Annotated in this window: 21 protein-coding genes and 2 pseudogenes; 8 read left to right on the forward strand and 15 right to left on the reverse strand. The window is 72.3% G+C overall.

Features of this window, described 5'->3' with window-relative positions:
* Nucleotides 1-65 precede the first annotated feature (65 nt).
* The gene (locus ACZ56V_RS04410; RefSeq protein WP_104633570.1) at nucleotides 66-473 is read right to left on the reverse strand and encodes a VOC family protein; all 408 of its coding nucleotides are present in this window, start codon (nucleotides 471-473) and stop codon (nucleotides 66-68) included.
* Between the two features lie 90 nt (nucleotides 474-563).
* Here ACZ56V_RS04410 and ACZ56V_RS04415 point away from each other — a divergent pair, with 90 nt between their 5' ends.
* Nucleotides 564-1580, forward strand: a complete 1017-nt coding sequence (locus ACZ56V_RS04415) for a helix-turn-helix transcriptional regulator (protein ID WP_467382542.1) — start codon at nucleotides 564-566, stop codon at nucleotides 1578-1580.
* Between the two features lie 7 nt (nucleotides 1581-1587).
* Here ACZ56V_RS04415 and ACZ56V_RS04420 read toward each other — a convergent pair whose 3' ends face one another.
* Both ACZ56V_RS04420 and ACZ56V_RS04425 read right to left on the reverse strand, forming a co-directional pair.
* Nucleotides 1588-1950, reverse strand: coding sequence for a DoxX family protein (locus ACZ56V_RS04420; protein WP_467382544.1), 363 nt, complete (start codon nucleotides 1948-1950; stop codon nucleotides 1588-1590).
* A complete protein-coding gene (locus ACZ56V_RS04425; protein WP_398917676.1) occupies nucleotides 1947-2471 on the reverse strand; it encodes a cupin domain-containing protein in 525 nt (174 codons plus the stop codon). The genes ACZ56V_RS04420 and ACZ56V_RS04425 overlap by 4 nt, the downstream gene beginning before the upstream one ends.
* Before the next feature lie 80 nt (nucleotides 2472-2551).
* On the opposite strand from ACZ56V_RS04425, the gene ACZ56V_RS04430 reads away from it, so the two are divergent.
* Entirely contained in the window at nucleotides 2552-3415 is an 864-nt protein-coding gene (locus tag ACZ56V_RS04430) for a LysR family transcriptional regulator (protein WP_468939072.1), read from the forward strand.
* On the opposite strand, the gene ACZ56V_RS04435 is transcribed toward ACZ56V_RS04430, so the two are convergent.
* Together ACZ56V_RS04435 and ACZ56V_RS04440 are read right to left on the reverse strand one after the other, a co-directional pair.
* Nucleotides 3412-3540 (reverse strand): hypothetical protein, encoded by a 129-nt coding sequence (locus ACZ56V_RS04435; RefSeq protein WP_467382689.1) that lies wholly within the window; start codon nucleotides 3538-3540, stop codon nucleotides 3412-3414. The genes ACZ56V_RS04430 and ACZ56V_RS04435 overlap by 4 nt on opposite strands.
* Before the next feature lie 323 nt (nucleotides 3541-3863).
* Nucleotides 3864-4058: pseudogene (locus ACZ56V_RS04440) on the reverse strand (serine/threonine protein kinase); the annotation flags it as partial.
* 410 nt (nucleotides 4059-4468) lie between these two features.
* On the opposite strand from ACZ56V_RS04440, the gene ACZ56V_RS04445 reads away from it, so the two are divergent.
* A complete protein-coding gene (locus tag ACZ56V_RS04445; protein ID WP_468939075.1) occupies nucleotides 4469-5374 on the forward strand; it encodes an alpha/beta fold hydrolase in 906 nt (301 codons plus the stop codon).
* A gap of 196 nt (nucleotides 5375-5570) precedes the next feature.
* A complete protein-coding gene (locus ACZ56V_RS04450) occupies nucleotides 5571-6809 on the forward strand; it encodes a hypothetical protein (RefSeq protein ID WP_468939078.1) in 1239 nt (412 codons plus the stop codon).
* Nucleotides 6810-6811: 2 nt separating this feature from the next.
* On the opposite strand, the pseudogene ACZ56V_RS04455 reads toward ACZ56V_RS04450, so the two are convergent.
* Nucleotides 6812-7425: pseudogene (locus tag ACZ56V_RS04455) on the reverse strand (O-methyltransferase).
* A 42-nt stretch (nucleotides 7426-7467) separates the two neighbouring features.
* Here ACZ56V_RS04455 and ACZ56V_RS04460 point away from each other — a divergent pair.
* Together ACZ56V_RS04460 and ACZ56V_RS04465 are read left to right on the forward strand one after the other, a co-directional pair.
* Complete coding sequence (locus ACZ56V_RS04460) at nucleotides 7468-8223, forward strand: TioE family transcriptional regulator (RefSeq protein WP_467382552.1); 756 nt, start codon at nucleotides 7468-7470, stop codon at nucleotides 8221-8223.
* Nucleotides 8224-8383: 160 nt separating this feature from the next.
* Nucleotides 8384-9787: a condensation domain-containing protein gene (locus ACZ56V_RS04465; protein ID WP_398917662.1), complete on the forward strand. Its 1404-nt coding sequence runs from the start codon at nucleotides 8384-8386 to the stop codon at nucleotides 9785-9787.
* On the opposite strand, the gene ccsB is transcribed toward ACZ56V_RS04465, so the two are convergent.
* The 7 genes from ccsB to hemL form a co-directional block, all read right to left on the reverse strand.
* Entirely contained in the window at nucleotides 9769-10911 is a 1143-nt protein-coding gene (gene ccsB, locus ACZ56V_RS04470; RefSeq protein WP_468939083.1) for a c-type cytochrome biogenesis protein CcsB, read from the reverse strand. The two genes, ACZ56V_RS04465 and ccsB, sit on opposite strands and share 19 nt — an antisense overlap.
* Nucleotides 10908-12644: a cytochrome c biogenesis protein ResB gene (gene resB / locus ACZ56V_RS04475; protein ID WP_398917658.1), complete on the reverse strand. Its 1737-nt coding sequence runs from the start codon at nucleotides 12642-12644 to the stop codon at nucleotides 10908-10910. Before resB ends, ccsB begins: the two co-directional genes overlap by 4 nt.
* Before the next feature lie 3 nt (nucleotides 12645-12647).
* Entirely contained in the window at nucleotides 12648-13418 is a 771-nt protein-coding gene (locus ACZ56V_RS04480; RefSeq protein ID WP_052839381.1) for a cytochrome c biogenesis CcdA family protein, read from the reverse strand.
* 1 nt (nucleotide 13419) lies between these two features.
* Complete coding sequence (locus ACZ56V_RS04485) at nucleotides 13420-14076, reverse strand: TlpA family protein disulfide reductase (protein ID WP_398917656.1); 657 nt, start codon at nucleotides 14074-14076, stop codon at nucleotides 13420-13422.
* Nucleotides 14077-14142: 66 nt separating this feature from the next.
* A complete protein-coding gene (locus tag ACZ56V_RS04490; protein WP_468939087.1) occupies nucleotides 14143-15444 on the reverse strand; it encodes a polysaccharide deacetylase family protein in 1302 nt (433 codons plus the stop codon).
* 181 nt (nucleotides 15445-15625) lie between these two features.
* Complete coding sequence (locus tag ACZ56V_RS04495; protein ID WP_398917652.1) at nucleotides 15626-16327, reverse strand: histidine phosphatase family protein; 702 nt, start codon at nucleotides 16325-16327, stop codon at nucleotides 15626-15628.
* The gene (gene hemL, locus ACZ56V_RS04500; RefSeq protein ID WP_468939090.1) at nucleotides 16324-17640 is read right to left on the reverse strand and encodes a glutamate-1-semialdehyde 2,1-aminomutase; all 1317 of its coding nucleotides are present in this window, start codon (nucleotides 17638-17640) and stop codon (nucleotides 16324-16326) included. The genes ACZ56V_RS04495 and hemL overlap by 4 nt, the downstream gene beginning before the upstream one ends.
* Before the next feature lie 307 nt (nucleotides 17641-17947).
* Between hemL and ACZ56V_RS04505 the strand changes: the two genes are divergently transcribed.
* Complete coding sequence (locus ACZ56V_RS04505) at nucleotides 17948-18574, forward strand: hypothetical protein (protein ID WP_171987336.1); 627 nt, start codon at nucleotides 17948-17950, stop codon at nucleotides 18572-18574.
* A 323-nt stretch (nucleotides 18575-18897) separates the two neighbouring features.
* Entirely contained in the window at nucleotides 18898-19569 is a 672-nt protein-coding gene (locus ACZ56V_RS04510) for an SCO family protein (RefSeq protein WP_468939094.1), read from the forward strand.
* A gap of 70 nt (nucleotides 19570-19639) precedes the next feature.
* Here the strand turns inward: ACZ56V_RS04510 and ACZ56V_RS04515 are convergent, their stop codons facing one another.
* Together ACZ56V_RS04515 and ACZ56V_RS04520 are read right to left on the reverse strand one after the other, a co-directional pair.
* Complete coding sequence (locus tag ACZ56V_RS04515) at nucleotides 19640-20365, reverse strand: cation efflux transmembrane domain-containing protein (protein WP_468939097.1); 726 nt, start codon at nucleotides 20363-20365, stop codon at nucleotides 19640-19642.
* On the reverse strand, nucleotides 20365-20700 hold the full coding sequence (locus tag ACZ56V_RS04520) for an ArsR/SmtB family transcription factor (protein ID WP_468939100.1): 336 nt from the start codon (nucleotides 20698-20700) through the stop codon (nucleotides 20365-20367). The genes ACZ56V_RS04515 and ACZ56V_RS04520 overlap by 1 nt, the downstream gene beginning before the upstream one ends.
* Between the last annotated feature and the right edge of the window lie 16 nt (nucleotides 20701-20716).

Consider the following 20716-nt stretch of genomic DNA (forward strand, 5'->3'; position numbering starts at 1 on the left):
TCCCTCCCGGTCGCTCCCCGCGTGCGGTCCTCGCCCCTGCGGGCGGGTCCAGCATAGGGGGGCGGTCAGCGGGCGACGTCGGCGAACTTCTCGACGGCGGCCGGGGTGACCGGGGTGAAGAAGTTGACCAGGTTGCCGTCGGGGTCGCGGAAGAGGAGCGCGCGGTTGCCCCAGGGCATGGTCGTGGGCTCCTTGACGAACTCCGCCACGAGGCCGGTCAGGTTCCGGTGCACGGCGTCCACGTCGTCCACCAGGAACTCGATGATCACGCTGCGGTTGGCGGCGGGGTGGGCGGAGCCGGGGGCGAAGAGCGGCACGGTGCGGGTGCTGCCGATCGCGAGGGTGCCCGAGGGCGTGCGCAGTTCCGCGAAGTCCTCGGTGGCCCAGGTCGCGCGCAGCCCGGTGGCACGCTCGTAGAAGTCGACGAGGCGGGCGACGTCGCCCGTGATGACGCGGATCGAGACGAGATTCATCGGTTCACTCCTGTTCGGCGGGTGCTGTCCCCCTCACGCTAGGAGCAATACCGGTCACAATCCGGCCGGTATCGGCGGCAGACTTGGGGCATGTCCCGTCCCGTGTCCCGTGTGCTCACCCTGCTCGAACTGCTCCAGGCGGGCGGGGTGCGCACCGTGGCCGAACTCGCCGACCGGCTCGGTGTCGGCGAGCGCACGGTGCGCCGGTACGTCGACCACCTCGTCGACCTCGACGTCCCGGTGGAGTCGGTGCGTGGCCGCTACGGCGGCTACCGGCTCGCCCCCGGCCACCGCATGCCCCCGCTGATGCTGACCGACGACGAGGCGCTGGCCGTACTGCTGGGCCTGGTCGCCGGGCGGCGGACGGGGATCACCGCGGCGGCGGGCACGGCGGGCGAGACGGCGGCGGCGAAGGTCCGACGGGTGCTGCCGGAGCGGCTCCGCCACCGCCTGGACGCGGTGCTCGACTCCCTCACCTTCACGACCGCGCCGGCCGGGTCCGCCGCCCCGGAGGCCGCCGTCCTGCTTCCGATCGCCGACGCGGTGCGCCATCACCGGCCGGTGGCGATCCGGTACACCGGCGGCCGCGGCGGGGGCGGCGAACGCACCGTGTATCCCTACGGGCTGGTCGCGCACGCGGGCCGGTGGTACATCACGGGCCGGGACCTCTCGGCCGGTGCGGAGCGCACGTTCCGCCTCGACCGCGTCAGCGGCGCGAGGATCCTGCCCGGCACCTTCGAACCGCCGCCCGGACCGGGCCCGGCGGAGCGCGTACTGACCGCGCTGGCCACCGCGCCCTACCGGCACGCCGTGACGGTGCGGATCCAGGGCACGGCCGAGGAGATCCGCACCCGCCTGCCGCCCGGCGTGGCGATCGTGACCGCGGATGACGGCGGGGGCGACGCCTCCGGGAGCGGAGGGCCGGGCGGTGACGAACCCTGGTGCCGGGTGGAGATGCGGGTCGAGCGGCTCGACTGGGTGCCGGGGGTGCTCGCCTCGCTGGACCGCCCGTTCGTCGTCGAACGGCCGGACGAGCTGCGCGGTCTCGTCGCCGACCTCGCGGGCCGGCTCCTGGAGGCGGCCCGGCACACCCCGCCGCATGGCTGACGCCGGGTCACAGCCAGGTCGTGGCGAGCCCGACGGTGACCGCGGCGGTGGCCAGGAGGGTGAGGTTGAGGGCGACCCGCCGGTCCCCGAGGCGCAGGTGGACCCCGGTCGCGCCGATCTGCAGGACGACGAACCCGACGGCCGCGGCCAGGGCCAGCCAGGGCGCGACGCCGGTCAGCGGCGGGAGGACCAGCCCGGCCGCGCCGAGCATCTCGGCCATCCCGACGGCGCGGACGGCGGGCATCGGTGTGCTGTCCACCCAGGCCATCATCGGCCGGAGCCCCTCCCGGCTGCGCAGCGCCTTCAACGCGCCCCCGTACAGGTAGAAGGCGGCCAGGAGCCCGGCGACGATCCAGTACGCGGCGGTCACGACTCCGCGCCCGGGGCGAAGTCGGTGGCGGGCTCGGTCGCGTAGCGGCTCATCGTCCGCAGGCCCTCCCGCGGGGTCGGGGTACGGCCGTCGGCGTAGAGCTCGCCGAGGTCGCGGAAGTACTGGACGTACAGGTCCGGCGTGAAGGTGCTGAGCATGCGGGCCGGTTCATCGGTGGTGTTGGCGAAGGTGTGCGGTGCGCCGGGCGGGACCATCACGAGCGTGCCCGCCGCCGCGTCGACGTCCTCGTCCCCCACGGTGAACCGCACCGTGCCGGAGATGACGTAGAAGCCCTCGTCGTGCCGGGCGTGGCGGTGCTGGGGCGGACCGGGGGTGTGCGGGGCGAGCACGGACTCGGCCATGCCGAGGCGGTGGCCGGTGTGGCTGCCGTCCTCCAGGACGCGCATGCGGGTGGTGCCCAGCAGGATCGTCTCACCGTCGTCCGGTCCCACCACGGAGACGGCTGGGTCCGCGCCCGGACGGGGCGGCTGGGGCTCACTGCTGAGCGGTGCGTCGGTCATGGCCCGATTCCACCGCCGGAGCACCGCGAGGGTCCAAGACCCGTTCCGCGCACGCGATACCGCACGGGTATCGTCGCAGGATGGACCGGTTGGAGCTGCGTACGCTGCGCTACTTCGTGGCGGTCGCCGAGGAACTCCACTTCGGCCGGGCGGCCGTCCGGCTGCACATGAGCCAGCCGCCGCTGAGCCGGGCGATCAGGGCGCTGGAGACGGAACTCGGCGCCACGCTGCTCCACCGCACCTCCACCGGCGTCACCCTCACCGGGGCGGGGTCGGTGCTGCTCGACGAGGCCCGCGCCCTGCTCGACCGGGCCGACCGGGTACGCGCGCGCGTGGCCACCGCGGCCGGTGCCGCGACCCTCACCGTCGGCATCCTCGGCGACAGCGCCGACCCGGACGTGGTCCGGCTGGCCGACGCCTACCGCCGGCGCCACCCGCACGCCGAGGTCACCGTCCGAGAGACCGACCTGACCGACCCCACCTGCGGGCTGCACGCCGGACTGGTCGACGTGGCCCTCACCCGCGGCCCCTTCGACCCGACCGGCCTGACCACGCGCACCTTGCGCGCCGACCCGGTGGGCGCCCTGCTGCGGGCCGACGATCCACTGGCCGGACGCGCGAGCCTGACCCCGGCCGAGCTGGCCGACCGCCGCTGGTTCCGGTTCCCGGAGGGCACGGACCCCCGGTGGCAGGCGTACTGGCACGGCGGGGAGCCGCGCACCGGGCCCGTGGTGCGTACCGTCCGCGAGTGCCGGCAGGCCGTCCTGTGGAACGGCACGGTCGGCATGACCCTCGTCGGCCACGTCCCCGCCGAGGGGCTCGCCGTGGTCCCGCTGACGGGCCTGCCGCCGAGCCCGGTGGTGCTGGCCTGGCCGCGGACCGGCCCGAACCCACTGGTCCGCTCGTTCGTCCGGACCGCGATCGCGGCGTACGACACTCCCTAGGTGCGCGTCCAGCGCTGGGCCGCCGACTGGTCGCAGGCCTTGTTGCGCACGCCGGTGCCGCTCATCGCGCCGACGGTGACGCAGCCGCCGGTCGCGACGTTCTTGAGGGTGCCGCCGGACCCCACCCGCCACTCCTGCCCGGTCCGCCACCACGACCGGGACGACGGCGAAAAGGACGCGGTGGCGGTGTCGCCGTTCGGACCGGCCCGGATCCGGCCGCCGGGTGGCCGCGGACTCGCGTCCGGGCACGGACTCGGGTTCGGGTTCGGGGAGGTCCGCCTCCTCCGGCAGCTTCGTGACGATGGCCGCCCGTTCGGCCAGCCGCTCGGTGAGGGCCTCCCGGCCACGGCGGCGGCTCGTACGGCCCGTGCCGCTCGGCGGTCTCCGGCAGTTCGGCGGCGGTGGGGCGGCCCTCGTGGTCCTTGTCGAGGCAGGCGGCGACGACGTCGGCGAGTTCGGGCTCCAGGTCCCGCAGCGGCTGGAGGTCGGGCTCCTCGTGCACGATGCGGTACAGCACCGCGTGCCCCGACTCGTCGCCGAGGGGCGGACGGCCCGACGCCGCGTACGCCAGCACCGGCCCCAGCGCGAAGACGTCGACGACACCGCTGGACGCGCGACTCCCCGAAGCCTGTTCCGGCGACATGTACGCGGAACGCGCAGGAGCCGACCGCCTCGGCGACGGCCCGGTGGATCCGGCCCCGGATCGACGCGGGCGAAGTGGCCCCGCTCCCCATGCCGTTGCTGGAGACGCTGATCCTGGGGCCTGGTCGTGGCCGTCGCCCGGCGCCGCCTGTCCGGGGCCGGGACGTCGACCTGGACGAGGCCGCGCGGACCCTGCCGGAGCGGATCTGGCGGTCGGTCAGCGCAGACGGGACGTAGGGCGGGAGCGGTTGTCCCCCGGGGGAGCTACGGACAGGTGTCCACCGCGGGGTGACGATCCGGGACCGGCGGATCCATAGAGTCCTTCTCAGTCGCCGAGCACGACAGGCCGACCGAGAAGGCTCCTCCCGACACCGCGTCCCCACCCCACCCTTGCCCGCTGGAGGCCCCCCCATGTTCCGCACCCTCGCCAAGGCGACCGCCGTGATCGCCGTCGTCTGCACCGTGGCCGGCGCGGGACTCGTCCTCCACGAGGAGTACGGCGACAACGACTCCGACGCGAAGGACACCACCGCGTCGGCGGGGGCCTCCTTCACCGGTACGAAGAAGATCCGCGTCGACGGCCACTCGGTCAACGTCTCCTGCTCCGGCCACTCGGACGCCGACCGGCCCCTGGTGCTGCTGATGCCCGGCGGCGGCGAGGGCCTGGCCGACATGGCCCCCTTGCAGAAGTCGCTGAGCGAGTCGGACCGGGTCTGCTCCTACGACCGCCTCGGCGAGGGCGGCAGCGACAAGCCCGCCCCCGACGCCCTGCAGACCGCCAACGACGCCGGGGTCCTGCTCACCAAGCTCCTCGACCGGCTCGCGGGCGACCGCACGGTCGTCCTGGCCGGGCACTCCCTGGGCGGTTACCTCGCCGCCCGCTACACCCCCGACCACACCGACCGCGTCAAGGGCCTGGTGCTCCTGGACGCCACCGTCCCCCACCTGACCCGCGACATGAACCGCACCATCCCCGCCGACGTCACCGGCCCGGCGGCCCAGGTTAGGGACGGCGCGATCGCGGCCAACGAGGGCCAGAACCCGGAGCGGTTCGTCATCGCCGACGGCCCGGTCCACTCCGCCGGGGACATCCCCGTCGAGATCCTCAAGCACGAGTCCCAGTACGCCGAGGTCCCCGACTACGGTCCCGCGCTGGAGAAGATGTGGGCCAAGGGCCAGCAGGAGTGGCGGCAGCTCGCCACCGACGCCGGGCTCACCACCGCCAAGGGCAGCGGCCACTACATCCACACCGACCGCCCCGACCTCGCCCTCAAGGCCGTCCAGAACGTCACCGCCCGCGCCGCCGAGGCCCACTGACTCCCGCCGGGCGAACACCGCCCCACAAACCGGCCCCGGGCCGTGGCTTCCCCCTGCCACGGCCCGGGGCCTCCGTCGTATTACCGGAAGCCGATCCGGTGCCGGGGTTGCCGGTCTCTGTCCTTGCTGACGTGGCGGGGCACGGACACACTTGGCGGGCGGCGGGAACCGCCGCGAGGGCGAGAGGCGGCGGGGCGTGAAGCATGTGCCTTTTTTCCGGTGGGTCGTCGCCGTGGGTGTGCTGCTGATCGGCTGCTCGGCGGGCCTCTACAAGGCCACGGACTACCCCGAGTTGAAGCAGGTCGACCTGACCGTCCTGCGCGAGGAGCCCGACGGCACGTGCACGGTGCGCTGGACGGACCCCTTCGATCTCGTCGAGCGCACGGGACCGTACCAGTGCGACCCGGAGCGGGATCCCGTGCTCAAGGCCCCGGACTACGAGCCGGGAACCGACCTCGGTTGGGAGACGGGCTTCGTGCTCGCCGAGGGCCCGGACAAGGGGGCGTTGCATTCCCTGGACGAGGACGACGACATCGGCGATTCGCTCGACGTGGCCGACGAACTGCTGCTCGTCGGACTGCTCTTGACGGTCGTCGGCCTCTTCGGCGGGAACATCCGCTCGCTGGCGCGCCTGAGCGGCATGAACCCGGCGGTCGTGCGCCGGGCCGAGCAGCTGAGGGAAACGGCGGTTCGGACCGCGCAGGACCATGCCCGAGCCGTGGAGGCTGTGCGCAGGGCGTGGAGGCCGCTGCACGACGAGCTGGTGCGGGAGCGTATCGGCCGGCTCCCGATCGCCGAGCTGCCGGGGGCCGCGGCGGATCACCTGCCGGTGACGGAACTGGAGCGCAACGGCATCGGCAGCGTGCGGGACGTTCTCGATGAAGGGGCATGGGGTGTGGCCCACGCGTCGGGCCTGGGGCGGCGCGAGGCCGAGAAGGTGTGGGCGGCCGCACGGCGGGCGGCAGACGAGGTGGGCCAGGACACCACGCTGCGGCTGGACGCGGACCGGCCCGATGCGCGCACCGCGGAACTGCTCAACGCGCTTCGGGTACTGGTGGAGGCCGGACCTGCGGCGCGTGACGCGGCGGAGGCGGGCGACCGGCTGGCCGCGGCCCTGGAGGAAGGACTGTCCGATGCGGCGCCCGCCGCCGGATGGAGGCAGATGCTGAACGCGGGACCGGAGGAACGCCGGTGCGTGCCGAGGGCCGTGGCCGAGTTGCGCAAGCTGCTCAAGGAGGCCGAGCGGGAGGGTCTCGCCGAGCGGTTGAACCAGACATCCGTCGACCTGTTGAGAGTGGCGGACGACGATCCGGTCGGCCTGTCCGCGCGGGTCGACTTCGCCATCCGTCCCCAGGAGTACTACGCCCTCCTCTCGGAAGTGGCTGACGACGCCCTGCGCACGACGACCGAGCCCGGCACCGACCGCAACCGCTGATCTCACCCGACGGGGCCGCCCGCCAGCCGGGTGCCGACGATCGCGGCCAGGTCCGGGGCGAGGCGGAGTTCCGTGGAGTGCAGGGCCGGGTGCTCCAGCCAGTGCAGCCGGGGCCGGTCGGGGGCGCCGTCGAAGCGGGGCGGCCAGGTGGTGGCGGGGGTGAAGTCGTCGACCACCAGGGTGCCGCCGGGGGTCAGCAGACGGGCGGGGTCGGCGGCGCCGTCGCCCTTGGCCCGGCCTCCGCCGTCCAGCACCAGCAGGTCGTACGGGCCGAGTTCCTCGACGCGGCGCCAGTCTCCGTGGAGGATCTCGACCTCCGGGTGCTCCCGGAAGACCTCCCGGGCGACGCCGACCCGCTCCGCGTCGCGTTCGACGCCGACCAGCCGGGTTCCCGGGCGGGCGCCGGAGGCCGGCCAGGCCAGGCCCACGCCGCAGCCCGTGCCGGTCTCGGCGATGGTCCGCGGTGCTCCCGCGGCCAGCAGGTGGAGCAGGCGGCCCTGTTCGGGCGGCACGAGTGGGCGAAGCCGTGCGCACGGGCCGCCGCCACGGCCCGGACGACCAGCGCCGGCAGGGTGCCGTCGCCGTCCCGGTAGGCGTCCGTCCCCCGAAGCGACATGCCCGCATCATGGTTCCGCCGTCCCCGCATAGGCTGCGCCGGATGAGGAACGGCGAGCGGCGTCTGCGCACCGTCGACCTGGCCCGTACGGCCGGACTGTCGACACAGCAGGTCCGCAACTACGAGGTCGCCGGTGTCCTGCCCCCGGCCGGGCGGACCGACGCCGGGTACCGGGTCTTCGGCGAGCGGCACCGGGACGCGCTGCTGACGTACCGGGCGTTGCAGCCGGGCTACGGGGCGGTGACGGCGACGCGGGTCATGCGGGCGGTGCACGACGGGGACGTGGCCGCCGCTCTCGCCCTGGTGGACGCCGCGCACGCCGCGCTGCACGAGGAGCGGGTGTCGCTGCGGGCCGCCGGCGAGGCGCTGGAGGCGCTGACGGGCAGCCGGGAAACCGCCGCGCCACCACCCCGTTCCGGCGACGGGCCGCACGGGCTGCGCATCGGCGAGGTGGCCGCCCTGATCGGCGTACGGACGTCGGCGCTGCGGGTGTGGGAGGAGGCGGGGCTGCTCGTGCCCGGGCGGGAACACGGCACCGGGTACCGCGTGTACGGGCCCGCCGACGTGCGGGACGCTCGGGTGGTGCGCGCACTGCGCCGCAGTCACCACCTCTTCGACCGGATCCGGCCCGTCCTCGAGGACCTGCGGCGGGCGGGGAGCAGCGAGGCGCTGCGGGCCGCGGTCGAGGCACGCGGACGGGCCCTCACGGCGCGGACGCGGTCGATGCTGGCCGGTGCGGGCGCCCTGCACGCGTACCTGGACCGGAGTGACGAGTGGAGACCGGAGACCCAAGGGTGAAGGCCGCACGGGGGAAGGGTGAAGGGCCCCCCGCCCCGGGGCCGGATCGGCGTTCGAGAGGCCATCCGTTCCGTTGAACAGTGCCGACACACCAGGTGCGCGGTCGCGGAGACGGCATTCCCTTGGTCGGGTCTGTACATCTGCGAACGGAGACCTCCTCGTGCGAATGACCGACATCCAGCGTTGCGAGATCCGGCCCGGACGCCTCGTCGAGTGGACGCTCAGTCCCGCGACGCTCGACACCGCCGCGGCGCTGCCCGAGGACACGCGGCCGCCCGCGTACATCCAGGAGTCGCACATCCGGACGGCACGGTCGGTGCGCGAGGACGGGCTGTTCGTGCCGACCTGGCTCGGCGCGGCCTTCGACATCCCGGGCCCGGTCGACCTCGACGTGCTCCAGGAGGCGCTGCGCGCCTGGACCCTGCGGCACGAGACGCTGCGCAGCGGGTTCCGGTGGGGCGGCGAAGGCGGGGACACGATGCGCCGGTTCACGCTGGACCCGGACGCGGTGGCCCTGCACCGCGAGGACGTCGGTGACTTCCCGGACGCGGCGGACCTCGCCCGGCACCTCCAGGACCGCTTCGACCTGGTCGCGGACGCGCTGCGCTGGCCCAACCTCATCTACACGGCGGTGGTCCGCGACGACGGCGTCAGCGTCTACATGGCCTTCGACCACAGCAACGTCGACGCGTACTCGATCTACCGCATCCCCGCCGAGGTCGGCGAGCTGTACGCCGCGGGGGTCGCGGGGCGGACCGTACCGCGGCCCCGGGTCGGCTCCTACGTCGACTTCTGCGAGGCCGAGCGGGCGGACGCGGACCGGATCGACGGCGGCCACGACATCGTCGCCCGGTGGCGGGAGTTCATCCGGCGCTGCGACGGGCGGCTGCCGTCCTTCCCCGTCGACCTCGGCGTCCGGCCCGGAGGCGCGCTGCCCGAGCAGCGGCTGCTGCGGGAGCCGTTGGTGGACGCGGCCGACGCCGCCGCGTTCGAGGCGTACTGCCGTCCCTACGGCGGCAGCCTGGTCGGTGTCCTGGCCGCGACCGCGCTGATCGTCCACGAGATCGGCGGCGAGCCGGTCTACCGCACCGTGGTGCCCTTCCACACCCGGTCGCGCTCCCAGTGGGCGGAGTCCGTCGGCTGGTACGTGGGCGGCGCGCCGATCGAGGTCCCGGCGGACCGGGCCCACGACTTCCCCGGCGCGCTGCGCACGGTCCGCGCCGAACTCCAGGCCAACCGGCGGATGTCCCGCATGCCGATCGACCGGGTGCTGCGCCTGCTCGGCACGGACTTCCGGCCGACCTCACCCGACCTGTACTCGATCGTGTCGTACGTCGACGCCCGTGACGTGCCCGGCGCGGACAGCTGGCCGGACCGGACGGCGTACGCGTTGCTCCGGGTCTCCTACGGCGACCAGGTGTGCGCCTGGGTGACCCGGCTCCCGGAGGGCCTGTGGTTCGCCAGCCGCTACCCGGACACCGACGTCGCCCACAAGAACCTGCGGCTGTACGTCGAGCGGCTGCGGGACGTCGTCAGGAGCGTCGGTCAGAAGCCCACCGACTGAAGGGCGCCCAGGCCCACGTCCGCGTAGGAGTGCTTGCCGGAGACGAAGATGTTGACGCCGTAGTAGTTGAACAGCCAGCAGCCGAAGGCGACCAGGGCCAGGTAGGCGGCCTTGCGGCCCTTCCAGCCGGCGGTGGCGCGGGCGTGCAGGTAGCCGGCGTAGGCGACCCAGGTGATGAAGGACCAGGTCTCCTTGGGGTCCCAGCCCCAGTAGCGGCCCCAGGCGTCGCCCGCCCAGATCGCGCCCGCGATGATCGTGAAGGTCCACAGCGGGAAGACGGCGGCGTTGACGCGGTAGGCGAACTTGTCGAGGGAGGCGGCGGCGGGCAGCCGGTCCAGGACGGAGCTGGCGAAGCGGCCCGGGGTGCCGCCGGAGGCGAGCTTGTTCTCGAAGCTGTCCTTGAAGAGGTACAGGATCGTGGCGACCGCGCCGACGTAGAAGACCGCGCCGCAGAAGATCGCCGTGGAGACGTGGATGTACAGCCAGTACGAGTGCAGGGCCGGGACGAGCTGGTCGCTGGCGGTGTAGAGGACCGTGACGGCCAGGCCGAGGTCGAGCAGGACCGTGGTGGTCAGGGGCAGGCCGAGCCAGCGGACGTTCTTCTTCAGGGCGAGCAGCGCGAGGTACACGCCGACGGCGACCGTCGTGAACGTGATGTTGAACTCGTACATGTTGCCCCACGGCGCCCGCTCCACCGACAGGGCGCGGGTGAGGACGCCGCCCGCCTCGATGGCGAAGGCGAGCACCGTGAGCGAGATGGCGACCCGCCCGTACAGGTCGCCCTTCTCGGTGCCGCCGTGCGCGCCGGGACCGTCGGGCACGTCGCGGGTGCCGCTCGCGGACCGTACGACGACCGCGGGGCGCTCCAGTACGGCGGTGCCGCCGGCCTTCTTCACGGTGACGGCCGGACCGGCCTTGGCGCCGGCCTTGGCCGCGGCCGTCTCGTCGGTGAGCGCGGCGGCGGTGCGGCCGACCTTGCTGCGGCTGCCGAAGAGCCACTCGGCGATGTACGCGAAGAAGGCCAGTGTGTAGACGGCCATCGAGGAGTAGATCAGCGTGTTGCTGACGTTCGCGAGATGCTCGTTGGTCGCGGCGGCCAACTCGGTTGCGGCGGCGAGAGTCACTTCTCAGCCCCTTCGGCAGGTACGACGTGGGTGTCGGGGGAATCGGGGGTGTCGTCGTTGTCGGGAGCGTCGGAGGAGTCGGGCGCGGCGGGTGCCCGGTCGTACAGGACGCCGGCGAGGTCGCCCAGCTCCTCGGGGACCTTCGCGGACTCGCTGCGGCCGAGGCCGGCCATCTCCACGACGGTGACGCCGTCGGCGCCGCGCACGGCCCGCACCCAGACGCGGCGGCGCTGGATGAACAGGGAGCCGGCCAGGCCGAAGATGGCGACGACGGCACCGCCGAGCGCCCAGCCGCTGCCGGGCTGCTCCGTGACCTGGAAGCCGGCCCACTCCTGGACGCCGTTGAAGGTGACCGAGCCGGCACCGTTCGGGAGGGTCATGGTGTCGCCGACCTTGAGCTGCTGCTTGAACAGCTTGCCGTCGGAGCCCTTGAACTCCTCCAGGTTGGTCTTGTCGAGCTGGTAGACGCTCTGCGGGATGCCCGCGTCGACGCCGAGGTCCCCGTGGTAGGCGGAGAGCGCGAGCATCGGGTTGAGCAGCGCCGGGAAGGTGGAGAGCATCGTGCTGCCCTTGCCGCCGTAGGTCGGCAGGAAGAACGCGTTGAAGCCGAGCTGCTCCTTCTCGCCCTTGGCGTTGCGGTAGCCGTCCATGACCTTGACGGCACCGGAGGAGGTGACGTTGCCGTCCAGCGGCAGCAGGGCCACCGCCTGCTTGTCCATCACCACGTCGCCCTTGGCGTCCTTGACGGTGAGGATGGGGGCGTAGCCGTGGCTGACGAGGTACACCTTGGAGCCGTCGATGTGCAGCGGCTTGTTGACCTCGACGGTCTTCGACTTCTCGGCGCCGTCGGCACCCTCGCTGTAGGTGACCTTGGCCTCGTAGATGCGCGGGGTGCCGCGGTTGGGGCCGGTCGCCTCGTAGGTGCCGTGGAAGTCCTTCAGGGTGAAGCTGAAGGGTGCCAGGTCGTGGTCCGCGTCGAAGAGGTTCCCGGACTTGAAGTCGTCGTACTGGGTGAGGGTGTTGGAGAAGCCGTCGCCCTCCAGGACCAGCTTGTTGCCCTCGTACTTGAACAGCTGGCCCCAGGCGAAGGAGGTCAGCAGCACGATCAGCGCGATGTGGAAGGCGAGGTTGCCGACCTCCCGCAGGTAGCCCTTCTCGGCCGCGACGGCGTCCCCGGCGGCGTCCGCGCGGAAGTGGCGCTTCTTCAGCAGCTTCAGCGCGGCCTCGCGGACCTCCTCGGGCTCGGCGCCGGTGCGCCAGGTGGTGTAGGCGGGCAGCCGGTCCAGGCGCCGGGGGGCGCGGGGCGGGCGGCCGCGGAGCTGGCCGACGAACTGCCAGGTGCGCGGGACGATGCAGCCGATGAGGGAGACGAACAGCAGGATGTAGATCGCGGAGAACCACACCGAGCTGTAGACGTGGAAGAGGCCGAGCTTGTCGTAGACCGGCGCCAGGATGTCGTGGTTCTGGCGGAACTCCTCGACCTTCATGGCGTCGATGCCGTCCTGCGGGATCAGCGACCCCGGGATCGCGCCCAGCGACACCAGCAGGAGCAGGATCAGCGCGACGCGCATCGAGGTGAGCTGGCGCCAGAACCAGCGGGCCCAGCCGATCACGCCGAGCGAGGGGAGGTTCGGGGCCTCCTCCGCGGGGGCGGTGGACAGCTGGGAGCCGGCGGCGCCGAGGTTCTGTTCCTCGTCGGTCGTCGGGGTCTTGCCCGCGGTGGTGTTGCTCATCGGTCAGATCCCTACAGTGAAGCCGTTGGACCAGGTCTGCATGTCCTGCACGATGCTGTCCCACGCGCCGGTCAGCAGCAGCACGCCGGTCGCGATCATCATGGCGCCGCCGATCCGCATCACCCAGACATAGTGGCGCTTGATCCAGCCGAAGGCGCCGAGCGCCTTGCGGAAGGCGATCGCGGCGAGCACGAAGGGCACGCCGAGGCCGACGCAGTACGCGACGGTCAGTATGGCGCCGCGGCCGGCGGTGCCCTGGTCGGCGGAGAGCGCGAGGACGGACGCGAGGGTCGGACCGATGCAGGGCGTCCAGCCGATGCCGAACAGCGCGCCCAGCAGCGGCGCGCCGACCAGGCCGGTCACGGGGCGCTTGTGGAAGCGGAACTCGCGCTGGGTGAACCAGGGCATGAGGCCGACGAAGAAGACGCCCATGAGGATCATGAGCACGCCGAGCACCTTGGTCAGGGTGCCGCGTTCCTCCTGGAGCGTGGAGCCGAAGTAGCCGAAGAGCGCACCGCTGGAGACGAAGACGGCGGTGAAGCCGAGGACGAAGAGGGAGGCGCCGGCGACCATCCGGCCGCGCCGGGCCTCGCCGAGGTCCGTGCCGGTGACGCCGGTCACGTAGGAGAGGTAGCCGGGGACGAGCGGCAGGACGCAGGGCGAGAAGAAGGAGACCAGGCCGCCGAGCAGCGCGATGGGGAGGGCCACGAGGAGGGCGCCGTTCAGCACCGTGCCGTTGTAGCCCTCGGCGGCGAGGGTGGTCACTGCGGACACGTCACTTCTCCGGCTGGAGGTACGGGGCGAGCATCTTGCGCAGCTTCTCCTCGCTGAGCGCCTGGAGCGTGCGCGCGGCGACCTTGCCGTCCCGGTCGATGATGAGCGTGGAGGGGACGGCCTGGGGGTTGAGGGTGCCCTTCTCGAAGCGGAGCATCAGCCTGCCCGCCGGGTCGTACAGGCTCGGGTAGGTGACCCCGTAGTCCTTCTCGAAGGCGCGGGCCGGGCCGGTGGAGGTGTCGCGGGTGTTGATGCCGACGAACTGGACGCCCTGGTCCTTGACGTCCTGGTACACCTTCTCGAAGTTCTTGGCCTCGGCGCGGCAGGGCGGGCACCACGAGCCCCAGACGTTGAGGACGACGACCTTGCCCCGGTAGTCGGCGACGTCGAGCTGTCCCCCGTCGACGGTCTTGCCGGACAGCTCGGGGGCGTCGGCGCGCTCGCCCTTCTTCGCGGTGGCGATGCCGTCCGAGCCGGTGATGAAGCCCGTCTGGCCGCCGCCGCCCGAGGTGCCGCCGGAGCTGCACGCGGACACCAGCAGCGCCGCGGCGGCCGCGCCGACGGCGGCCCGGACGGCCCGGCTACGGGCGCGGACGCGGGCGTCGGCGGTGCGGTTCGAGCGGTTCGAGCGCAGGGGGGCGCGGCTGGCGGCACTCATGTGAAAAGTTTCGCATGTCCGTTCCGAGGATCTTGCGCACCCCCCTCGCGGCCGGAAACCCGCATTTCAGGCGGCGTTCCCGGAGGGTGTCGAGCCCGCGGAGGAGGTGTCCTTGAGGAAGGCGTTCCAGCCGCCGGTGGGCCGCTGCCCGACCTCGACGGTCCGCAGCTTGGCGAGCACTTCCGGCTTCTGCACGTCCATCCAGCCGCTGAACTGGCGGAAGGAGACCAGCCGGATGTCCTCGCCCTTCTCCTTCTCCCGCGCGATGTGCTTGAGGGCGTTCTCCACGGCGTCCATGTAGATGCCGCCGTTCCACTCCTCGAAGTGGTTGCCGATGAAGAAGGGCGCCCGGTTCGTCTCGTACGCCCGCTTGAAGCCGGATATGTACGCGTTCGTGGCCTGCTCGCGCCAGCCCGGGTAGTTGTGGGCGGGGGCCTTGGTGGAGTTCACCGACTGGTTGGCGAGGATGTTGTAGTCCATCGAGAGGACCTCGAAGGAGTGGCCGGGGAACGGTATCTGCTGCAACGGGAAGTCCCAGATGCCGTCCTTCTTCACCGGCCACACCTGGCGGCCGCCGGGCGAGGAGGCGTCGTAGCGCCAGCCCAGCTCGCGGGCGGTGGGCAGCAGGTTGTCCTGGCCGAGCAGACAGGGCGTGCGGCCGCCGACGAGTTCCTTGTCGTAGTCGAAGGGCAGGGCGGGCAGGTCGGTCCAGCCGCTGTTGGTCTTCCACTCCTTGACGAAGGATTTCGCCTGGTCGATCTCGCTGCGCCACTGCGCGGGCGTCCAGTTGCCGACACTGCCGCCGCCCCCGCAGAAGTGGCCGTTGAAGTGGGTGCCGATCTCGTGGCCGTCCAGCCAGGCACGGTGGACGTTCTTCAGCGTCGCCTTGATGTGCTCGTCGGTGAGGTAGCCGATGTCGGAGGCGCCGCGCGGGTTGTTCGGCGGGTCGTAAAGGCGCTTCTTCGACTCGGGCAGCAGGTACAGGCCCGAGAGGAAGAACGTCATGTGCGCGCCGTGCTCCTGGGCGAGGTCGAGGAAGCGCGGGAAGAGTCCGTTGCCGACCTCCCCCGCCCCGTCCCAGGAGAAGACGACGAACTGCGGCGGCGTCTGGCCGGGCTCCAGCGGCACGGGCGCGTCCGGCTGGTGCGGCTGCTTGCCGGTGTACGAGGTGGAACCGTCGCCGATGGGCTTCGCCGGGGCCTTGCTGCTGCCGGAGGGCGACGGTTTCCCGGCGTCCCCGGCCTGGTGCGAGCCGCCCGACGCGGAGTGGGAACCGGTGCCGCAGCCCGCGAGCCCGGCCGCCGCCGCGGCTCCCGCGCCGAGTCCGAGTATCCCCCTGCGGGTGAGAGTGCGGTTGGAAGTGCGCATCGCAACCTCGTTCGTCGCGTCCTTGGTGGTCACTGGGTGAGAGGACGCGACGAACGGGCGGGTTCCGTAAATTTGTGCGGGTTGGGTAACAGCCGACCGCGGCCGGCGGCCCACAGGAACGATTCCGCGGCGGCGGAACGGACCGGGTGGAGCGGACCGGGGTGGTGCGGCCGTCAGCCCCTCAGGCCCCGTACGCCTTTCCCTGCCCCTTCACGGGCCTGGCCCCCGCGAGGAGGTGGGCCGGGACGAGGTCGCGGGCGGGCTCGGTGTAGCCGACGGACACGATCCGGTCGCCCCGGTAGGTGAACGTCGTCAGGGACGCCAGCGTGCACTGCCGCTTGCGCGGGTCGTGCCACAGCCGCCGCCGCTCGACGTACGACCGCAGGATCCAGATCGGCAGCTGGTGGCTGACGACCACGGCCTCGTGCCCGCGGGCCCGGTCGCGGGCGGCGTCGATCGCGCCCTTCATCCGCACGACCTGGTCGACGTACGGCTCGCCCCAGGACGGCTTGAACGGGTTGACCACGTGCTTCCAGTTGGCGGGCCGGCGCAGGGCGCCGTCGCCGATGCCGAAGGTCTTGCCCTGGAACACGTTGGCGGCCTCGATGAGCCGCGTGTCGGTGTCGAGGTCGAGCCCGTGCGTCTTGGCGATCGGGGTCGCCGTCTCCTGCGCCCGCTCCAGGGGGGAGGCGACGACATAGGTCACGTCGCGGGGCGCGAGGTGCTCGGCGACCCGCTCGGCCATGCGCCGGCCCAGCTCGGAGAGGTGGTAGCCGGGGAGCCGCCCGTAGAGGACGCCGGTGGGGTTCTCGACCTCGCCGTGCCGCATGACGTGGACGACGGTCAGTTCCTCGTCGCGGTCGTGGGTGTTGTTGTCGCTCATGCCGTCGCCTCCGCGGCCGCGCGGGCCGCCGCCGGAAGGGCGTCGGCGATGCGCTGGACGGCCCGCTCGTCGTGGGCGGTGGACACGAACCAGGACTCGAAGGAGGACGGCGGCAGGTAGACGCCGCTGGAGAGGAGGGAGTGGAAGAAGGCGGTGAACCGGAACGACTCCTGCGCCTTGGCGTCCTCGTAGTCGCGCACCGGCCGGTCGGTGAAGAACACGGAGAACATGTTGGAGGCCGTCTGCACCGTGTGCGCGACGCCCTCCTTGGCGAGCGCCTCGGTCACGAGCGACTGGATCCGCGCGGACACGGCGTTGACGGTGTCGTACGCGGCGTCGTCGAGGAGCCGCAGCTGGGCCAGCCCGGCGGCGGTGGCGACCGGGTTCCCGGAGAGGGTGCCGGCCTGGTAGACGGGCCCGGCCGGGGCGAGGTGCGCCATGACGTCGGCGCGCCCGCCGAACGCGGCGGCGGGGAACCCGCCCCCCATCACCTTCCCGAAGGTCATCAGGTCGGGAACGACCCCCTCCACCCCGTACCACCCGGCGCGGCTGGTCCGGAAGCCGGTCATCACCTCGTCGGACACGAACAGCGCGCCGTTGGCGGCGCAGGCGTCCTTGAGCCCCTGGTTGAACCCGGGCAGTGGCGGTACGACGCCCATGTTGCCGGGCGACGCCTCCGTGATCACGCAGGCGATCTCGCCGGGGTGGGCGGCGAAGGCGGCGTGCACGGCCTCCAGGTCGTTGTACGGCAGCACGATCGTGTCGCTCGCCTGGGCGCCGGTGACGCCGGGGGTGTCGGGCAGCGCGAAGGTGGCGACCCCGGAACCCGCGGCGGCGAGCAGCGAGTCGACGTGACCGTGGTAACACCCGGCGAACTTGATCACCTTGGTGCGCTGCGTGAACCCGCGGGCGAGCCGGATGGCGGACATGGTGGCCTCGGTCCCGCTGGACACGAGCCGCACCTCCTCCAGCGGCGCGACCCGCTCGACCATCGCCTCGGCGAGCGCGACCTCGCCCTCGGCGGGCGTACCGAAGGACGTACCGCGGGCCACGGCCTCCTGCACGGCGGCGATCACCTCGGGGTGCGCGTGCCCGAGGATCATCGGCCCCCAGGAGCACACGAGGTCGACGTACTCACGCCCGTCCGCGTCCGTCAGGTACGGCCCGGTGCCGGACACCATGAACCGGGGCGTGCCGCCGACGGCGCGGAAGGCGCGCACCGGGGAGTTCACGCCGCCGGGCGTGACGGCCGCCGCGCGGTCGAACAGAGCCTGCGAGGCCGGTGCTTCGTATGGATATGCCAGTTCGCTCATGACCTGCGACTTCTCCGACCTTCTCGACCTTCTCCGACGTATCGGACCCTGCGCGGCGTCAGGTTGCCCAGGGTGACTTCGACAAGGGTAGACAACCGCCCCGAACGCCGTGCCGTCTGCCAGACTGGGGCCCATCCACGCAGCTCACCGGGACGGCGCGGGCGCGGCTCCCGGCCGTCCCGCACACACATGACGGACATATGTTTCAGCGCACGTTTCGGCGAGCGGCCGTGGGGGAGGTCACTGACACGATGATCGGGTTGCGCGGCGGGGGCCACGCGTCCTAGAAAAGCAGTCGGGTGGAGATATGCATCGCGGTGGCGGACTGGGCGAGGGGACCGATGACCTGGGTCCTCGACGTGCCCGGCGGGGAAGGCACCGACGCGAGGCGGAGGAAGCGTCCGAAGCACGTCAGACACACGGCACACCGGGTGAGCCCGACCGGCTCGACGGGCGGGCCGGCCGGCTGGGGGCGGGGAGCAGGAATGGTGGTCGGGTGGGGGTGACCTACAAGTACTTCGGCGCGCCCGACGGCGCGACCGCGGCCCGCGTCCCGATCTCGATGCGCCCCGAGGAGCTGGGCGGCGACGAGCTCGGGATGAACGGCATGTTCACCAAGATCAAGCCGGAGACCATGGCCGCCATGGTCCTCACCGGCATCGAGGGCGTCCCCCTGCACAAGGTCCCCCCGCTGGAGCTGGTCGTCCTGCACCCCGACTACGCGGTCGTGAAGCTCCCGATGACCGTCGTCGACCCCCTGCGCGGCATCGGCGAGGAGGCGGTCGGCGCGGCGGCCTTCATATGGTCCACGGTCCCGGACCGCGGCGGCCCACGCGACGCGTTCAACGTGTACCAGCTGCTGCACGAGTGGCAGGACTTCAGCCACCGACTGCACGAGGCAGGGCACCAGCCGTACTGCCTGGTGTGGCCCTGAGCTGTGGTTTCGTGAGAGTCGGGCGGGGTCTTCGGGCCTCGCCCTTTTGCGTGCCGGGGAGGGGGCGTCAGGCGGCCAGGGCACATTGAGGGCACATTGGTTTTGCCCGGGGCGCCGATGTGCCCCGGGGAGAGGCGGGGGTGCGGCGAGGTTCCGCATCCATGTCCGTTAGCTTGTTGCTTCGGGCGTGTCCTGACCGTCCTTGTTCGAGCGCCGGTGCGCTGTGGAACACACGGGGACGACGCCTGCGACCTGTTGTATCTGGAGCTGCCGGTGGCGGAGCCCATCCGCGGCCGAGTCCGAAGAGAACTGAGAAGCCGACCATGCAGCACCGCACGCGTCCGATCCGCCTGACGGCCGCCGCTCTTGCCACCGCCGCCGCTATGCTCCTGGCCGGCTGCGGCGCCTCCGAAGAGCACCACGCCGACGGGGAGCCCGCGGCCGTGGTCTCCCAGGCGGACGACTCCCCCTACCGGGGCACCGCGCTGGACAGCGGCTTCACCAAGCCCGACCTGGCACTCACCGACACCGCCGGCAAGCCGTTCGATCTGCGCAAGCAGACCGCCGGCAAGACGACGCTGATGTTCTTCGGCTACACCAACTGCCCTGATGTGTGCCCCACCACCATGGGCGACATCTCCCTCGCCCTGTCCAAGCAGCCGAAGACGGTCAAGGACAGCGTGGAAGTCGTCTTCGTCACCACCGACCCCGAGCGCGACACCCCGAAGAGTCTGGGCAAGTGGCTCAAGACGTTCGGGCCGAACTTCACCGGCCTGTCCGGTGACCTGGACAAGGTGAAGAAGGCCGCGTTCAGCCTCGGCATCTCCGTCGAGGAGCCCAAGAAGCACCACGACGGCACCGTCACCTCCGACCACGGCGCCCAGGTCGCCGCCTTCCTGCCCGCCGACGACATGGTCCACGTCGTCTACACCGCCGGCACCACCAGCGACGACTACGCCCACGACCTGCCGCTGCTCGTCAAGAGCACCCGCTGACCACGAGAAAAGGGCTCCGTCTCCCGCATCACGCGGGGGCCGGAGCCCTCTCTCGTTCGACCGATGCCGGTCAGCAGCAGTCGCAGCCAGGGCCGCAGCTGCCGCAGGCGTCCGCCTCGGCCTTGCCCGCACCGGCGCTCACGGCAGCGGCGTTCGGCGCGCAACAGCCCTTGCCCTGCCACGCCTCAATGCCCTCCTTGACCGCGATGGCGGCGATGACGAGGGCGGCGATCGGGTCGGCCCAGGACCAGCCGAGGGTGGCGTTGAGGACCAGGCCGACCAGCAGCACCGCGGAGAGGTAGGTGCACAGCAGGGTCTGCTTGGAGTCCGCCACCGCCGAGGCGGAGCCGAGTTCGCGCCCGGCCTTGCGCTGGGCGTAGGACAGGAACGGCATGATCGCCAGGGACAGGGCGGCGATGACGATGCCGGGGATGGAGCGCTCGGCCTCACCCGTGCCGGCCAGCGCGCGGACGGCGTCGAAGGAGACGTAGGCGGCGAGCGCGAAGAAGGAGACGGCGATGATCCGCAGGGTGACCTTCTCGCGGGCGTCGCGCAGGTCGTGGTCGCGGGCGGAGAACTGCCAGGCGACCGCCGCGGCCGAGGAGACCTCGATGACCGAATCCAGGCCAAAGCCGATCAGCGCAGTGGAGGAAGCCATGGTGCCGGCGGTGATGGCGACGACCGCCTCGATCACGTTGTAGGTGATCGTCGCGGCCACCAGCAGCCGTATCCGCTTGGCCAGGACGTCACAGCGGGCCGGGGGCGGGCCGAGGGACAGGGAGACGTCCGCTGCCATCAGCAGCAGCCCTTTTCGTCGGCATCCACGCAGGTCCTGTCGGCCTCGACGGCGACCACAGCGGTGCGCAGGTCGTCCAGCGCGTGCCCCAACCGCTCGTCCGCCAGCTCGTAGCGCACCCGGCGTCCCTCCGGCACGGCGACGACCAATCCGCAGTCCCGCAGACAGGCCAGATGGTTCGACAGCCGGGTGCGGGAGATCTCCAGCAGGTCGGCCAGCGTGGCCGGGTGGGCCGGCTCCTCGCGCAGAGCGAGCAGGATGCGACAGCGGATCGGGTCGGCCAGCGCCCGCCCGAACCGGGTCAGCGCATCAAGGTCGGTGGCGAGACTCAGCATGGACGTCACGATACAC

The sequence above is a fragment of the Streptomyces sp. NPDC034099 genome (assembly GCF_055575415.1).